Raw genomic sequence first — 14,875 nt, 5'->3', positions numbered from 1 at the left:
CTTCTAGTCGTCCAGGGCTTTGACGGATTTGGGCGACAGACGCAGGCTGCGCAAACTGCGCTTCACGCTCTTGAGATGGTTGACCAGGCTCGGACCACGCGCCATAGCCACGCCCATCGCCAGCACGTCAATCACCACCAGGTGAGCAATACGCGAGGTCAGCGGGGTGTAGATCTCGGTGTCTTCGTGCACATCGATCGCCAGGTTGACCGTGGACAACTCCGCCAATGGTGTCTGGCTAGGGCACAGGGTGATCAGCGAGGCGCCGCTTTCGCGCACCAGGTTGGCGGTAATCAGCAGGTCTTTGGAACGGCCCGACTGGGAGATGCAGATCGCCACGTCGGTAGGCTTCAAGGTCACCGCCGACATTGCCTGCATGTGCGGGTCGCTGTAGGCCGCGGCAGTCAGCAGCAGACGAAAGAATTTGTGCTGGGCGTCAGCCGCGACGGCGCCGGATGCACCGAAACCATAGAACTCGACACGCTGGGCCTGGGACATGGCGGTCACCGCCTTTTGCAGCTCTACCGGGTCGAGCTTCTCGCGCACTTCCATCAACGTGTGCAAGGTGGTGTCGAAAATCTTCAGGCTGTAGTCGGCGACGGAGTCATCTTCATGGATCGCAAACTGCCCAAAACTCGCACCGGCCGCCAGGCTCTGGGCCAGCTTGAGTTTCAAGTCCTGGAACCCCGAGCAACCGATAGCGCGGCAGAAGCGCACGATGGTCGGCTCACTGATGCCCACGCTGTGGGCCAGGTCGGCCATGGAACTGTGCATCACGGCCGCAGGATCAAGCAGCACATGATCGGCAACCTTGAGTTCCGATTTGCGTAACAGGTGGCGCGACTGGGCGATATGTTGCAACAGGTTCAAAGGGCAGGACTCTTGTTATTGGCAGACGCCAGGGATGTAGCAAGCTTGTAGTTATACTACAAGAATTGTCGTTTTGCCCGTCCGATGCATCACTAAATCGCCCTGCTGCCCTTTGAATCAAAGGGCAGGTACTTTGGTAGCCACAAAGGCGCTCTCGCGGTCGCTAAGGAAAATCTGCATTTTTCCGTAACAATTGCGCCAGCCCCTGCGCCTGCATCGGCCGACTGATCAGGTAGCCCTGCACTTCATCGCAACGCTCCCTGCGCAGGAAATCAAGCTGCTGCTGGTCTTCCACACCCTCCGCCACCACTTTGAGCGACAGCCCGTGCGCCATGGCGATGATTGCACGGGTAATCGCGGCGTCTTCACGACCTTGGCCAAGGCCACGGATGAATGCCTGGTCGATCTTCACGTAGTCCACCGGGATACGCTTGAGGTAGCTAAGGGACGAATAACCGGTGCCGAAGTCATCGATAGCCAGTTTCACCCCCAAGTCACGCAGTTGCTGGAAGGTCGCGATGATGTGCTCGACGCTGTCGAGCAGCTGGCTTTCGGTCAGTTCCAGTTCGAGGTATTGCGGGTCCAGGCCGGTTTCTTCCAGCACTTGGCGCACCAGGCTGACCAGCTTGCCATGGCGCAACTGGTGCACCGACAGGTTCACCGACACTCGGATCGGCGCCAGGCCCTGGCGCTGCCACTCACACGCTTGCCAGCACGCCTGGCGCAGCACGAATTCGCCCAGTGGTGCGATCAAACCCGTCTCTTCTGCCAAACCGATAAAGTCCCCTGGCGGCACCATGCCCCACTGCGGGTGTTCCCAGCGCACCAGTGCTTCGGCGGCGTTCAGGGTGCCAGTGGCCAGGCACAGTTTCGGCTGGTAGAACACCGTGAGCTGACGCTCGTCGATGGCTTTGCGCAGCTGGTTTTCCAGCTGCAATCGCTCCAGGGTGCTGGCTTGCAGGCTGTCGGTATAGAACTGGAAGTTATTGCCGCCCAAGTGTTTGGCATGCTGCATGGCCATGTTCGATTGGCTGACCAATGCGGAAATTTCCCGCGCGTTATCCGGCAACAGGCTGACGCCCATCGAGGCACTCACCACAAGCTCGTGCCCCTCCACCGTCACCGGCACCCGCAGCTTGGCCAGCAGACGCGTGGCCACCCGCGCCAGGCTCGACAGGTTGCCGTAGGCATCGAACAGCACTGCAAACTCGTCGCCGGACAGCCGCGCAATGGTATCGGCCTCGGGCAACGCGTTGATCAAGCGGCGTGCCATTTTTTGCAGCAATTGGTCGGCGACTTCATGGCCCAGGCTGTCGTTAAGCAGCTTGAAGCGATCCAGATTGATATGCAGCAGCGCCAGGCTGCGCCCGCCCTGGCGCACCCGCGCATGGGCCTCACGCAGGCGTTCGCGGAACAGCGAGCGGTTGGCCAGGCCGGTCAATTCATCGTAATGGGTGAGGTAGCGCATGCGCTCCTCAGATTCGCGGCGCGCCGACAAATCGGCGAAAAAGCCCACGATATGACTGACTTTTCCACGCACATCACGTACGACATTCAGCTGTAGCCACTGCGGATACAGCTCGCCGTTCTTGCGCGTTTCCACCAGTTCACCTTGCCAGGTGCCGTGGCTGAGCAGGGCCTGGCGGATCACCGGGAAGTGACGGCGCGCATCGCGGCTGCTGGGTAATTCCACAACGTTACGGCCGATCATGTCGTCGATTTCGAAGCCGGTGACACGGCTGAACGCCTGGTTCACGGCGATCAATACATAATCCGGGTCGAGAATCACAATGCCTTCGCTGGCGGCCTCGAATACCGTTGAAGCCAGACGCTGCTGCTCTTCAAGCGCCTTGCCGGCACTGATATCACGACGAGTGCCGAGCATGCGCGTTACCCGTCCGCTGGGCGCCCACTCCACCGCGCGCCCCCGGTCTTCGATCCACACCCAATGGCCGTCGCCGTGACGCACGCGATATTCCACCTGATAGTCCTCGCTGCGGCCTTTCAGGTGTTCGACCAAGGCACGCTTGAGCAGCGGCAGATCCTCGGGGTGCAGGCGCGGCTTCAGGTGGCTGAGCATCGCCGTGACGTACTCCGGCTCCAGCCCGAACAGCTCTTTGAGCTGGGTGTGATGGACTTCGTCGGTTTGCAGGTTCCAGTCCCAGAGGCCCAGCTCGCTGGCCTGCAAGGCCATGGCCAGGCGCGCTTCGCTCTTGTCCAGGGCAAGGCTGGCGGCGTCCAGCTCCTGGCTGCGTTGTGCCACACGATCTTGCAGGCCGGTCTGGGCGTCGCGCAGTTCCTGTTCAGCCTGACGGCGCTGTTCGACTTCGCGTACCAGTTCCTGATTCAACTGTTCACTGCGTTGCTGTGCCTGCTGCAGATGCTCGATCAGGGCCTGGTTCTGGAAGCGTCGCAGCAACCCGCGCTGGATCAGGCGGTTGACCTGCCAGGCGACCAGGCTCAAGGACGCCAGCAGGATCAGGCCCAGCACACCCCAGCCTTGCTGCTGCGGGCCACCGCTCCAGAACAGATAAAGGATGGTCGGCACCAGGCACGGCATGGCAAACGACAGAAACGCCGGCAGGCTCACGGCATAGGCCACGCTGGCCGACAACGCTGCGGCCCCCAGCAGGCCGAACACCCAGGCCTGTTGTATAAAGCTGTCGGCCGGCACCAGCGCAATGGCGGCGATGGCCAGGGTCAAGCCGCTGACTGTCGAGCCGAGCATGAACATGCGCTGCCAGATCGGCTGGGCCTGGCGACTGGGCATGGCTGACTCGAAGGCCGCCACCTGAATGACGCGCATCGCCACCAGGGCCAGCAACCAGACCAGCCAGATGCTGTCCAGCACGTACAGCTTGGGGCTCCACAACAGCCAGGCGCAGACCAGGCCATTGACCAGCATTAATAAGGTGGGCAGCAGCGAGCCCTGATACAGCAGACGCGTGCGCTCTACCGCCATCTCGGTTGCATAGTCTTTACGGATGACCTGTGCGGGCGCCGCCGAGGTGCCAGGCAGGTCGGTGCTGAGGGTCATAGGCAGTGTTCTTGTAATGGTGAGCCCGAAACGTCGACGGAGCATACACAAGCAAACGCGTGGGCCAAACTGCTCCATGTCATAAAAGCCGCTCGATATTTGTGTGCAAAGATCGCGGCCGCACAGCTTGAGCGAGACGCTGCGCGGGTTGCGGCCCATGACCAACCGGTCATCACCAGCGGCGCAATGACAGCCGGTCGTCGCCGCGCCTGACACATTGCATCGACCACCCGGCATTGGGATTTGCCCGTCTCCCCCCAGCACCCTAGAATGCGCCGATGCGCGATGATCTCTCTCTTTTGCTGAACTCCCTCAACGATGCCCAACGCCAGGCCGTAGCGGCCCCCGTTGGCCGTCACTTGGTCCTGGCCGGTGCTGGCTCCGGTAAAACCCGAGTGCTGGTGCACCGTATCGCCTGGTTGATCCAGGTCGAGAACGCGTCCCCGCATTCCATCCTGTCGGTGACGTTCACCAACAAGGCCGCTGCCGAAATGCGTCATCGCATCGAGCAGTTGATGGGCATCAGCCCGGCCGGCATGTGGGTGGGCACGTTCCACGGCCTGGCGCACCGCCTGTTGCGGGCACATTGGCAGGAAGCGGGCCTGAGCCAGACCTTCCAGATCCTCGACAGTGACGACCAGCAACGCCTGGTCAAGCGGGTGATTCGTGAACTGGGCCTCGATGAACAGCGTTGGCCGGCGCGACAGGCGCAATGGTTCATCAACGGGCAGAAAGACGAGGGCTTGCGCCCGCAACATATCCAGGCCAGCGGCGATTTGTTCCTGGCCACCATGCGCAGTATCTATGAAGCCTACGAGGCGGCCTGCGTGCGCGCCGGTGTCATCGACTTCTCCGAACTGCTGCTGCGCGCCCTTGACCTGTGGCGTGACAACCCAGGCTTGCTGGCCCATTACCAGAAACGCTTCCGCCACATCCTGGTGGACGAGTTCCAGGACACCAACGCCGTGCAGTACGCCTGGTTGCGCCTGCTGGCCAAAGGTGGCGACAGCCTGATGGTGGTCGGTGACGACGACCAGTCGATCTACGGCTGGCGTGGCGCGAAAATCGAGAATATCTACCAGTATTCCGAAGACTTCCCGGACGCGGTCACCATCCGCCTGGAGCAGAACTACCGCTCCACCGCCGGTATCCTCAAGGCCGCCAACGCCTTGATCGCCAACAACACCGGGCGCCTGGGCAAAGAGCTGTGGACCGATGGCGGCGAAGGCGAGGCGATCAACCTGTACGCCGCGTTCAACGAGCACGATGAAGCCCGCTACGTGGTAGAAACCATCGAAAGCGCGCTGAAAACCGGCCTGGCACGCAGCGATATCGCGATTCTGTATCGCTCCAACGCCCAATCGCGGGTACTCGAAGAAGCCTTGCTGCGCGAGCGTATCCCGTACCGCATCTATGGTGGCCAGCGCTTCTTCGAGCGCGCGGAAATCAAGAATGCCATGGCCTACCTGCGCCTGCTGGAAGGTCGTGGCAACGATGCGGCGCTGGAGCGGGTGATCAATATCCCGGCCCGTGGCATCGGCGAAAAAACCGTCGAAGCAATTCGCGACCATGCGCGCCATGCCGATGTGTCGATGTGGGAATCCATGCGCCTGCTGATCGCCAATAAAGGCCTCACCGGCCGCGCCGCCAGCGCGTTGGGCGTGTTTGTCGAGCTGATCGAGAACCTGGCCGCCAAGTGTGCCGACATGCCGCTGCACTTGATGACCCAGACCGTGATCGAACAATCCGGGCTGATCGCCTATCACGAAGCGGAGAAAGGCGAGAAAGGCCAGGCTCGGGTAGAAAACCTTGAGGAACTGGTCAGCGCCGCCCGCGCCTTCGAAAACACCGAGGAAGACGAAGAGCTGACTCCGCTCGCCGCTTTCCTTGGGCATGCTTCGCTGGAGGCCGGCGATACCCAGGCCGATGAGCATGAAGACAGTATCCAGTTGATGACCTTGCACAGCGCCAAGGGCCTGGAGTTTCCCTATGTGTTCCTGGTGGGCATGGAAGAAGGCCTGTTCCCGCACAAAATGAGCCTGGAAGAGCCCGGTCGCCTTGAGGAAGAACGCCGGCTGGCCTACGTGGGCATCACTCGCGCGATGCAGAACCTGGTGATGACCTACGCCGAGACTCGACGCCTCTACGGTAGCGAGACCTACAACAAGGTGTCGCGCTTCGTACGTGAAGTGCCCAAAGGCCTGGTTCAGGAAGTGCGCCTGTCCAACAGCGTCAGCCGCCCGTTCGGCGGCGGCCAGCAGCAGAACTCCAGCAGCATGTTTGCCGGTTCGGACATTCCGGAAACCCCATTCAGCCTTGGCCAGCAGGTCAGGCACGCGATCTTTGGTGAAGGCGTGATCCTCAACTTCGAAGGCGCCGGCGCCCAGGCACGGGTACAGGTGAATTTCGCCGAAGGCAGCAAGTGGCTGATGATGGGTTACGCGAAGCTCGAAGCCGTCTGATCGTTCCCACGCTCTGTGTGGGAATGCAGCCCTGGACGCTCTGCGTCCACCGTTCAGGTCATGACGCGGAGCGTCACATGAGGCATTCCCACGCGGAGCGTGGGAACGATCGGTGTGAAGAGTCCTGGCCTTCTCTTGTTTTTCGGCGTTGCGGGCCAATATCTGTAACTAGTCCTACAGACCCTTCGGAATCGGTCTTACGCAAAAGCCCGAAACATTATGTCGCTAGCCACTGTCACGACACCTGTGCAACATGGCGCGCGTGCAATCCACAAATGGGAATTCCCTTTATGAAACGTTTTCTTAGCATCGCCATGGCGTTGTGCATCGGCCTGACGATGAGCCTCGACGCCAACGCCAAACGCTTCGGTGGCGGCAAAAGCATGGGCTCGGCACCGACTCACCAGACCAGCCAGATGGCTCCGTCCGCCGGCGGCATGGGCGGCGCTGCCGCAACCGCTGGTGCAGCCGGTGCCGCGGGCGCTGCTGCCAAGGCCGGCGGTGCTTCGCGCTGGTTGGGCCCTCTGGCCGGTATCGCCGCCGGCGGCCTGCTCGCCTCCATGTTCATGGGTGGCGGCTTCCAGGGCATGCAGATTTTCGACATCCTGATCCTGACGGTCATCGCCTTTGTGATCTTCCGCTTTATCGCCGCTCGTCGACGCAAGCAACAGGAGCACCTGGCTCCAGCCGGCGCGCCGATGCAGCGTGAGGTGTTCGAACAAAAACCTGCCATGGGTTCGATCTTCGGTGGTTCGGCTGCTCCTGCGTCCGCACGCCCGGTCATCAATGCCCCCGCCTGGTTCAACGAAGAACGCTTCGTCGAAGCTGCCCGCAACCACTTCCAGTCCCTGCAGCAACACTGGGACGCCAACGAAATGGACAAGATCGCCGAGTTCGTGACCCCGCAGTTGCTGGAGTTCCTCAAGCGCGAACGCGCCGATCTGGGCGACGGCTTCCAGTCGACCTACATCGACGACCTGCGCGTCCAGTTGGACGGTGTGGATGATCGCGCCGACAAGACCATCGCCACCCTGACCTTCAGCGGCGTGTCGAAGACCTCGCGTTTCGACCAGGGCGAAGTGTTCAGCGAAAGCTGGAACATGGAACGCGCCCAAGGCGACAACCAGCCTTGGCTGGTCGCAGGTATCCGCCAGAACGGCTGATAACTGCGCGCTTGAGCACTTGGTAATAAAACCCCGGACCTGTTCCGGGGTTTTCTATTTCACGGTTGCACTTATAGCGAGCTACTGTATAAAACGCCTCTATAAACCGCGCCAACTAGCAAGAGGATCCCGGCCGTGGAAGAAATCATCGAACAATTGCGTGAAGCCAATGAACCGGTCCCGGTTCCTCTGGAACTGCCTGACGAAGACCTGTTGGTGGAAATCGAGGAACAGCTGTTCATCGATATCCCGTTTGTCTTCCGCGAATTCCTGCTGACCGTCAGCGACGTGGTGTACGGCAGCCTCGAGCCCGTGACCGTGACTGACCCGCAATCCCATACCTACCTGCCCGACGTGGCCGCAAACGCCTGGGATGCCGGGGTTGACCGCAGCCTGATTCCGATCTGCCAGGACGGCGACGACTACTACTGCGTCGAAGAAGACGGCACCGTGGTGCTGTGGTCCGGCGAAGAAGAACTCGTCACCGAAGAAACCTGGGAGTCGGTGTGGCACTGGGCACGGGACGTGTGGCTGGAAAGCTGAGCCCCGTTGCCTGACCTCTAGTGCTCCGGCGTATCCTTGTGGTTATCCAGCGTCTCCAGCAAGGCGACCTGCATCCGCGTATGCACGCGGATGAACCACCGCCAGAGCACCGCCGCCACCGCCGCAGTCACCACGGCGATCAATACCAGTAGCTTGTTGGTCGGCAGGATACTGGCCGACAAGGCTGCCAACAGCAGGAAGATCACCAGCAACGACAGGATCGGGATCAGCTCGGCGATCACCCGTCGTACACGCTGGGTATGCCGCCCGGCCATCTCCGGTTTCACGCTCATCTCCGCCAGTAACATCGACAGCGCCTTGAGCTTGCGATACGCCGCAATCAAAAACGGCAACGACAGCAGCAGTGCTCCCCCCCAGATCAATGCCTTCTGCCAGCTCGGATCACTGATCCAACCCTGCAGATACCCACCGATACGTACCGCAAAAAAGCTGCCGGCGAAGAAGATCGCCACCACCAGCGCCAGGTTCACTCCCACCTGCAGGATGATCTTGCGGATCATCGACGCCAGCATCGCGCCTTCCCCTTGAGGCTGAATGCTGCGCAACCATTCGCCATACATCCCGAACACCCGGCCCAGGCGCTTGGGCATCACCGCAGCAAGCTTCAACGACAGTGGATCGGCCCCGCGAATCAAGTACGGCGTGAGCAGCGTGGTGATCGCCGACACCGCCACTGCGACCGGATACAGGAAATCGCTGGTCACCTGAAGCGTCATCCCCAGCGCCGCGATGATGAAGGAAAACTCGCCAATTTGTGACAGCCCCATGCCCACCCGCAAGGAAGTGCGCCCATCATTGCCGGCGATAAAGGCGCCCAGGCCGCAGGAAAGCATCTTGCCCAGCACCACGGCTACGGTGATCACCGCAATCGGCCAGGCGTACTGCAGCAGGATCTGGGGGTCGATCATCAGGCCGATGGCTACAAAGAAAATCGCGCTGAACATGTCGCGAACAGGCTCGATCAGGCGTTCGATCTTAAGCAACTGCCTGGATTCGGCCATGATCGCACCGATCAGGAACGCCCCCAGCACCATGCTGTATTCGAGCTTGACCACCAGCAGGCAAAAGCCGAAACACAGGCCCAGCACTGTGATCAGCAGCATTTCGTTGCTGTCGAACTGGGCCACGTAGGCCAGCAGGCGTGGCACCAGCAAAATGCCGATGACCAGCGCCACAATCATGAACAGTGAAAGCTTGCCCACGGTGGAGAACACCTCACCGGAACTGACTGTGCCACTGACGGCAATGCTCGACAGCAAGGCGATAATGCCGATGCCAAGAATGTCTTCGACGATCAGCACACCGAAGATCAACTGGGCGAAACGCTGGTTTTTCATCTTCAGGTCATTGAGCGCCTTGACGATGATAGTGGTCGAGGAGATCGCCCGGATCGCGCCGAGGAACAGCGAGTCCATGGTGTTCCAGTCAAACCAGCGGCCGATTTCGTAGCCGATCCAGACCATCAGGATGATCTCCAGGAAGGCTGCGATAAACGCCGTGGCACCCACCTTGAACAGCTTGCGCAGGCTGAACTCCAGGCCCAGGCAGAACATCAGGAAGATAACCCCCAGCTCGGCAAGGGTCTTGATGGTGTCTTCGTCGTGGATCAGGCCGAACGGCGGGGTATGCGGGCCGATGATGAAGCCGGCGACGATGTAACCCAGCACCACCGGCTGCTTGAGGCGATGAAACAGGATGGTAACAACCCCTGCCACCAGCATGATCACGGCCAGATCCTGGATAAAGCTGATGGCGTGCATGGCGAGGGGCTCCTTGAGGGTACCGGCGCTTTTCCCACTTCCACCCGCGCCTTTGAACTGTCGCAAAGTGCGGAGGGAAAAGTCTGCCTTGATCGTAAGAAATGCCCTGAGATGGGCTTTTGAAGGTTAACACCGCGACTTCCGACAGAAAGCCGGTGCAATATATGGAAACAGATCGGTCCCGGCGTGACGGCAAGCCGCTCACCGGCGTCCCGTTAGGGAGAACGCTGCAAAGATTTCAGCACCCGCAGAGGTGCCCCCCAACCGATGCCTACAACCCGTGAGTGTGCTATGGAACCCGGAAACGCCCAGCTGTCGATGACGGTATTGATGACCCCTGACATGGCCAACTTCTCAGGCAATGTCCACGGCGGCACCCTGCTCAAATACCTCGACGAAGTGGCTTACGCCTGCGCGAGCCGTTATGCCGGGCGCTATGTCGTCACGCTGTCGGTCGACCAGGTGATTTTTCGCGAACCGATCCATGTCGGCGAGCTGGTGACCTTCCTCGCCTCGGTCAACTACACCGGCAACACCTCAATGGAGGTGGGCATCAAAGTGGTGACCGAGAACATCCGTGAGCGCTCGGTGCGTCACACCAACAGCTGCTTCTTCACCATGGTGGCCGTGGACGACCAGCGCAAACCTGCCGCCGTACCGCCGCTGCAGCCACAGAACAGCGAAGACAAACGCCGGTTCGTGCAGGCCCAGCAGCGCCGGCAGATCCGCCAGGAGCTGGAAAAGCGCTACCAGGAAATCAAGGCTGACGCTTGATCACAGCCCGATCGGTGTAGCCTCGAAGCGCACCCGTGGATGAGCGATACGATCCTGGGCTCGCACCAGTTCCAACTCGTAACTGGCGCAGGCCTGGGTTTCCAGCAGGACTTCATGCACCGCTGCCGCCGTGAACTCGAAGGCCGCCAACAGGCTGTCGCCCAACAGCACCCGCGCCAGGAATAGCCCGGATGTCAGATCGCCCACCCCCACCGGCTGGCGCGGGAAAGCCAATAACGGCCGGCGCAGGTGCCAGCTACCTTCCGCCGTCACCAGCAGCATCTCGAAACCATCCGGGAGTTTGCCCGGATAATCCAGGTGCTTGACCAGCACCGCTTTCGGCCCCCGCGCCAGCAACGCTTTGGCCATGCCCAGGCAGTCGAACAACGATTGCGGCTTGCGCCCGGCAAAGCTGTCCAGCTCCAGTTGGTTGGGGCACAGGAAATCTGCCATGGCAGCGGCTTCATCGAGCAGGAAATCGCTGACTTCCTGAGGCACGATGCAGCCTTTTTCCGGATGCCCCATCACCGGGTCGCACAGGTACAGGGCCCTGGGGTTGATGGCCTTGATGCGCGCCACCCCGGTGAGAATCGCACGCCCCTGAGCGGCGCTGCCCAGGTAACCCGACAGCACCGCGTCGCAGTTACCCAGCTCACCAATCGCGGCAATACCTTCCACCAGCGCCGGAATTTGCTGTGGCGCCAACACTTCTCCTGCCCACTGGCCATACTGAGTGTGGTTGGAGAACTGCACCGTGTTGAGCGGCCAGACATTCACCCCGACCCGCTGCATGGGGAACACGGCGGCGCTGTTTCCGGCGTGGCCAAAGACCACATGAGACTGGATCGCAAGCAGATGAGGTGTGCGTTTCATGCGGGAGATTTCCGTAAAGCCATTGAAATTCTGGCCGGGCAGTATGCGACTAAACGCAGCCTGTACGACAGACCAGCGACACAGTTAAGCTGCTCTCACTTTGTTGGAGTTCATCGCATGCTGACCCTGGGAAACATCTTTGTGTTGATGCTGCTGGCGACCGGTGCCGCCTGGGTATGGCACAACCACGGCCTGCGCGAGCGGGCGCTGGAACGGGTCAAACAGCATTGCGCCAAGCTCGACATCGAACTGCTCGATGGCGCGGTGGCGTTGAAACGCATCGGTTTTGTGAAGGATGCCAACGGACGGCGGCGTCTGGCACGGATCTATAACTTCGAGTTCACCGTGACCGGGGAAACCCGTCATCCCGGGACCATTACCCAGTTTGGCGCCCACAGCGCCCAGATCGAACTGGCGCCCTACCCGTTCGAGATCAAGACTCCCCTGCCCAGCGCCGAGGTGATTGAGCTGAGCCAGTGGCGTCAGGACCATGCCACCAAACACCGTCACTGACGGCAGGCGGCCAGCGCATGCTGCAACGCGGCCACGTCCTGTGGTTCGCTGAAAATCAATTCCAGGCGTGAATCGCGCCGCCATTCGCTGGGTTGCCAGATGAGCGGGCTGTTATCCACAGCGTTAGCCGAAACCCAGCCTTCGCCGCTGTGGATAACCAGCTTGGCACGGCGCCATTCCAGGCTTGCCAGCCATTGATGCAGGCGCCGCGTATCGAATTGCTGGCCAGGGTGCCAGCGCCATCCGATGCTCCAGCCGCCCTCTTGAGATTGGCTCAGGCAGATAGGCTGCGCGGGGTCGTCCCAGACGGTCGGCATCTGCGCAAGACGGGTGGGCATTGGGATGTTATCCACAGCCGTCGTCGCATTTGAACTCAAGCCTGGCAATTGCGCCAACGGCAGTTGCGCCTGCCGGGTCCAGTAAAGCGGGTAGCCGGGCAGTTGTCGTTCAATAGCCGTGCGCTGAGCGGCATCCAGCGACTCATCCTTGTTCAGGACCAGCAGGCCGGCATGGGCCAGTGTTTCTCGTTGCGCTTCGGGCAAGACTTTGCCCGCCGACAACGCCTGGGCGTCCAGCACCAGCACACAGGGTTGCACCGCCAACACTTGCTGCCAGGGCGCGTCCCGCAGTTGCTTGAGTAATTGCGCCGGATGGCCCAGGCCCGAGGGCTCTATAAACAAGCGATCCGGCTTGGCCTTACGCAGCAAACGGCCCAGGCCCACTTGGAAGGGTGCACCGTTCACACAACACAGGCAGCCTCCGGCCACTTCGCCCAGGGCAATGCCATCGTCCTCCTGGGTGAGCAAAGCGGCGTCCAGGCCGATCTGTCCGAACTCGTTGATCAACACGGCCCAACGTTCGTTGGCCGGGCGCTGGGCAAGCAGATGCTTGATCAAGCTGGTCTTGCCGGCCCCTAATGGCCCGGCAATCACATGGGTGGGAATGTTCTGCAGCATGAGGGGCATCATTCAGGACGTGTAGAAAGCTTGATCCTACGCGGTTATGCAAGCCAATCCAGCGTCAGGATCAACCGTCGCTCATCTGCGTTGAGCGCTGGTGAGCGGTGAATCAAACCATGCCCTTCATTGCCATGCCATTTAGTGCCCTTGAGCAGGGCGACTTCGCCACAGCGAATCTGTTCGATGCGCTCGACGGGTTCGGCCTGCGGCTGCCCCAGTTTACGGCGGTCCATCTCGCCTTCGCGCAACCATTGGCTACCGACCCCGGCATAGGTGGTGATCAATCGCACCGGCACATGGTCGACGTGAAAACGTGGGCACATGGCCTTGTCCAACAGCCGCAGGCGCACCCCCACCCGCTTGGCGCCCAGCAGACACGCAAAGGCGCTGACCAGCCACGACACATCGGCGATAAAACCTTCGTAGCCTTCCAGATCTCGGCAACCGGACGCCAAGCCCTGCAAGTCCGGTACGGCATTCTCATGGTTAAGCTCGATCACCAGGGACTCGGCCAACGGCTCGTTGAGCGCCACCAGCAAGGCACCAAACTCAGCGATATGCAGCGGTAATGGGCGCTGCCAGAGTGCCAGGTTGACGCCGTCTTCAAGAATGTCGGCCAGCGTCAGTGGGGTTTCGCCGCATGTCTGGCGGATCACCGGCAACGGCGTGATAACCGGGGCGAGCATCAGGCTGCAACCTCTTCATACCAAGGGCCGAAGGGATCGACCAACTGACGCCATCCTTCGACGCCCAGGGCCATTTCTTCATCGGTGAGCAGGCACGCGTCCAGTTCGGCGAGCATCCGGGCGAAGTCGATGTTCTGGCCGATGAAGACCAGCTCCTGGCGACAGTCGCCGGTGCTCAATTGCCAGTTGCCCATGATCGCCGCGATGCTTTCTTCATCTTGAGGCCATTGGCTTTTCGGCACAAAACGCCACCAGCGACCGGCGAAACCATGGCGCATCAACCCTCCCGCCTGAGACCAACTGCCTGCATCCTGATGTTTGCTGGCCAGCCAGAAAAAACCCTTGGAACGCAGCAGCTTGCCGTTGACCCACGGACGGTCGATAAAGTCGAAAAAACGCTGCGGATGAAACGGGCGACGCGCGCGGTATGCCGTGGACGCGATGCCGTACTCCTGCGTCTCCGGCACATGCTCACCGCGCATTTCCTGCAACCAGCCCGGCGCCTGGGAGGCGCGCTCGAAGTCGAAGCGGCCGGTGTTGAGGATCTTGGCTAGCGGCACTTCGCCCATGACCATCGGGATGATTTCCGCGTGGGCGTTCAGGCGCTCAAGAATGGCCATCAACTCTTCGCGCTCGCGGCTGCTGATCAAGTCGATCTTGCTGATCAGGATCACGTCAGCGAACTCGATCTGCTCGATCAGCAGGTCGGTGATGGAGCGCTCATCCTCTTCACCCAGGGTTTCGCCCCGCGAGGCCAGGCTGTCGGCGGCCTGGTAGTCGAGCAGGAAGTTCATGCCGTCGACCACCGTGACCATGGTGTCCAGGCGGGCAATGTCGGCCAGGCTCTGCTCGTTTTCATCGCGAAAGGTGAAGGTTTCAGCCACGGGCAACGGTTCGGAAATGCCGGTGGATTCGATCAGCAGGTAATCGAAACGACCCTCCTTGGCGAGTTTTCCGACTTCTTCCAGCAAGTCTTCACGCAAGGTGCAGCAGATGCAGCCGTTGCTCATTTCCACCAGTTTTTCTTCGGCACGATTGAGCGTGACGTCACGCTGAACTTCGCTGCCATCAATGTTGATTTCGCTCATGTCGTTGACGATCACGGCTACCCGCAGGTTTTCGCGGTTGCGCAGGACGTAGTTGAGCAGCGTGCTTTTACCGGCGCCGAGAAAGCCGGACAACACAGTAACGGGGAGACGGTGGGTCATCAGGTA

At 60.9% G+C, this 14,875-nt stretch carries 12 protein-coding genes; 5 read left to right on the top strand and 7 right to left on the bottom strand.

What is annotated here, in order from left to right; genetic code table 11:
• Positions 1-3 precede the first annotated feature (3 nt).
• On the bottom strand, positions 4-870 hold the full coding sequence (hexR, locus tag DK870_RS10010) for a transcriptional regulator HexR (protein WP_003177007.1): 867 nt from the start codon (positions 868-870) through the stop codon (positions 4-6).
• Positions 871-1,033: 163 nt separating this feature from the next.
• Positions 1,034-3,907, bottom strand: a complete 2,874-nt coding sequence (locus DK870_RS10005; protein WP_060756619.1) for an EAL domain-containing protein — start codon at positions 3,905-3,907, stop codon at positions 1,034-1,036.
• Between the two features lie 278 nt (positions 3,908-4,185).
• On the opposite strand from DK870_RS10005, the gene uvrD reads away from it, so the two are divergent.
• The 3 genes from uvrD to DK870_RS09990 all read left to right on the top strand — a co-directional run bounded on the left by uvrD (position 4,186) and on the right by DK870_RS09990 (position 8,075).
• Entirely contained in the window at positions 4,186-6,369 is a 2,184-nt protein-coding gene (gene uvrD / locus DK870_RS10000) for a DNA helicase II (protein WP_161548569.1), read from the top strand.
• A 290-nt stretch (positions 6,370-6,659) separates the two neighbouring features.
• The gene (locus DK870_RS09995) at positions 6,660-7,532 is read left to right on the top strand and encodes a Tim44 domain-containing protein (protein WP_161548567.1); all 873 of its coding nucleotides are present in this window, start codon (positions 6,660-6,662) and stop codon (positions 7,530-7,532) included.
• Between the two features lie 135 nt (positions 7,533-7,667).
• Entirely contained in the window at positions 7,668-8,075 is a 408-nt protein-coding gene (locus DK870_RS09990; RefSeq protein ID WP_034129154.1) for an SMI1/KNR4 family protein, read from the top strand.
• A gap of 17 nt (positions 8,076-8,092) precedes the next feature.
• On the opposite strand, the gene DK870_RS09985 is transcribed toward DK870_RS09990, so the two are convergent.
• The gene (locus DK870_RS09985; protein WP_161548565.1) at positions 8,093-9,856 is read right to left on the bottom strand and encodes a cation:proton antiporter; all 1,764 of its coding nucleotides are present in this window, start codon (positions 9,854-9,856) and stop codon (positions 8,093-8,095) included.
• Positions 9,857-10,147: 291 nt separating this feature from the next.
• Between DK870_RS09985 and DK870_RS09980 the strand changes: the two genes are divergently transcribed.
• Positions 10,148-10,630 carry an acyl-CoA thioesterase gene (locus tag DK870_RS09980; RefSeq protein ID WP_016978672.1) on the top strand — a complete coding sequence of 161 codons (483 nt, stop codon included), beginning with the start codon at positions 10,148-10,150 and terminating at the stop codon, positions 10,628-10,630.
• Here the strand turns inward: DK870_RS09980 and pdxY are convergent, their stop codons facing one another.
• Positions 10,631-11,503: a pyridoxal kinase PdxY gene (gene pdxY, locus DK870_RS09975; RefSeq protein ID WP_104995055.1), complete on the bottom strand. Its 873-nt coding sequence runs from the start codon at positions 11,501-11,503 to the stop codon at positions 10,631-10,633. It abuts the gene before it with no gap.
• A gap of 117 nt (positions 11,504-11,620) precedes the next feature.
• On the opposite strand from pdxY, the gene DK870_RS09970 reads away from it, so the two are divergent.
• The gene (locus DK870_RS09970; RefSeq protein WP_060756613.1) at positions 11,621-12,016 is read left to right on the top strand and encodes a DUF3301 domain-containing protein; all 396 of its coding nucleotides are present in this window, start codon (positions 11,621-11,623) and stop codon (positions 12,014-12,016) included.
• Here the strand turns inward: DK870_RS09970 and DK870_RS09965 are convergent.
• Genes DK870_RS09965 through zigA form a run of 3 tightly spaced genes read right to left on the bottom strand, consistent with a single transcriptional unit; the run spans position 12,010 to position 14,869 of the window.
• Positions 12,010-12,972 carry a GTP-binding protein gene (locus DK870_RS09965; protein WP_161548564.1) on the bottom strand — a complete coding sequence of 321 codons (963 nt, stop codon included), beginning with the start codon at positions 12,970-12,972 and terminating at the stop codon, positions 12,010-12,012. The two genes, DK870_RS09970 and DK870_RS09965, sit on opposite strands and share 7 nt — an antisense overlap.
• 44 nt (positions 12,973-13,016) lie before the next feature.
• Positions 13,017-13,661, bottom strand: coding sequence for a DUF1826 domain-containing protein (locus tag DK870_RS09960; protein ID WP_090367874.1), 645 nt, complete (start codon positions 13,659-13,661; stop codon positions 13,017-13,019).
• Positions 13,661-14,869 carry a zinc metallochaperone GTPase ZigA gene (gene zigA, locus DK870_RS09955; protein ID WP_161548562.1) on the bottom strand — a complete coding sequence of 403 codons (1,209 nt, stop codon included), beginning with the start codon at positions 14,867-14,869 and terminating at the stop codon, positions 13,661-13,663. Before zigA ends, DK870_RS09960 begins: the two co-directional genes overlap by 1 nt.
• Positions 14,870-14,875 lie beyond the last annotated feature (6 nt).

The sequence above is a fragment of the Pseudomonas sp. Q1 genome (assembly GCF_009935975.1).
GTDB lineage: Bacteria > Pseudomonadota > Gammaproteobacteria > Pseudomonadales > Pseudomonadaceae > Aquipseudomonas > Aquipseudomonas palleroniana.
The sequence above is the reverse complement of the archived record's forward strand: the minus strand, read 5'-3'. Positions and strand labels throughout refer to the sequence as shown.

Bases quoted from the DNA above. Each gene is read 5' to 3' on its own strand.
- DK870_RS10005 (WP_060756619.1), bottom strand. From the start codon at position 3,907: ATGACCCTCAGCACCGACCTGCCTGGCACCTCGGCGGCGCCCGCACAG.
- uvrD (WP_161548569.1), top strand. From the start codon at position 4,186: ATGCGCGATGATCTCTCTCTTTTGCTGAACTCCCTCAACGATGCCCAA.
- DK870_RS09995 (WP_161548567.1), top strand. From the start codon at position 6,660: ATGAAACGTTTTCTTAGCATCGCCATGGCGTTGTGCATCGGCCTGACG.
- DK870_RS09985 (WP_161548565.1), bottom strand. From the start codon at position 9,856: ATGCACGCCATCAGCTTTATCCAGGATCTGGCCGTGATCATGCTGGTG.
- DK870_RS09980 (WP_016978672.1), top strand. From the start codon at position 10,148: ATGGAACCCGGAAACGCCCAGCTGTCGATGACGGTATTGATGACCCCT.
- pdxY (WP_104995055.1), bottom strand. From the start codon at position 11,503: ATGAAACGCACACCTCATCTGCTTGCGATCCAGTCTCATGTGGTCTTT.
- DK870_RS09970 (WP_060756613.1), top strand. From the start codon at position 11,621: ATGCTGACCCTGGGAAACATCTTTGTGTTGATGCTGCTGGCGACCGGT.
- DK870_RS09965 (WP_161548564.1), bottom strand. From the start codon at position 12,972: ATGCTGCAGAACATTCCCACCCATGTGATTGCCGGGCCATTAGGGGCC.
- DK870_RS09960 (WP_090367874.1), bottom strand. From the start codon at position 13,661: ATGCTCGCCCCGGTTATCACGCCGTTGCCGGTGATCCGCCAGACATGC.
- zigA (WP_161548562.1), bottom strand. From the start codon at position 14,869: ATGACCCACCGTCTCCCCGTTACTGTGTTGTCCGGCTTTCTCGGCGCC.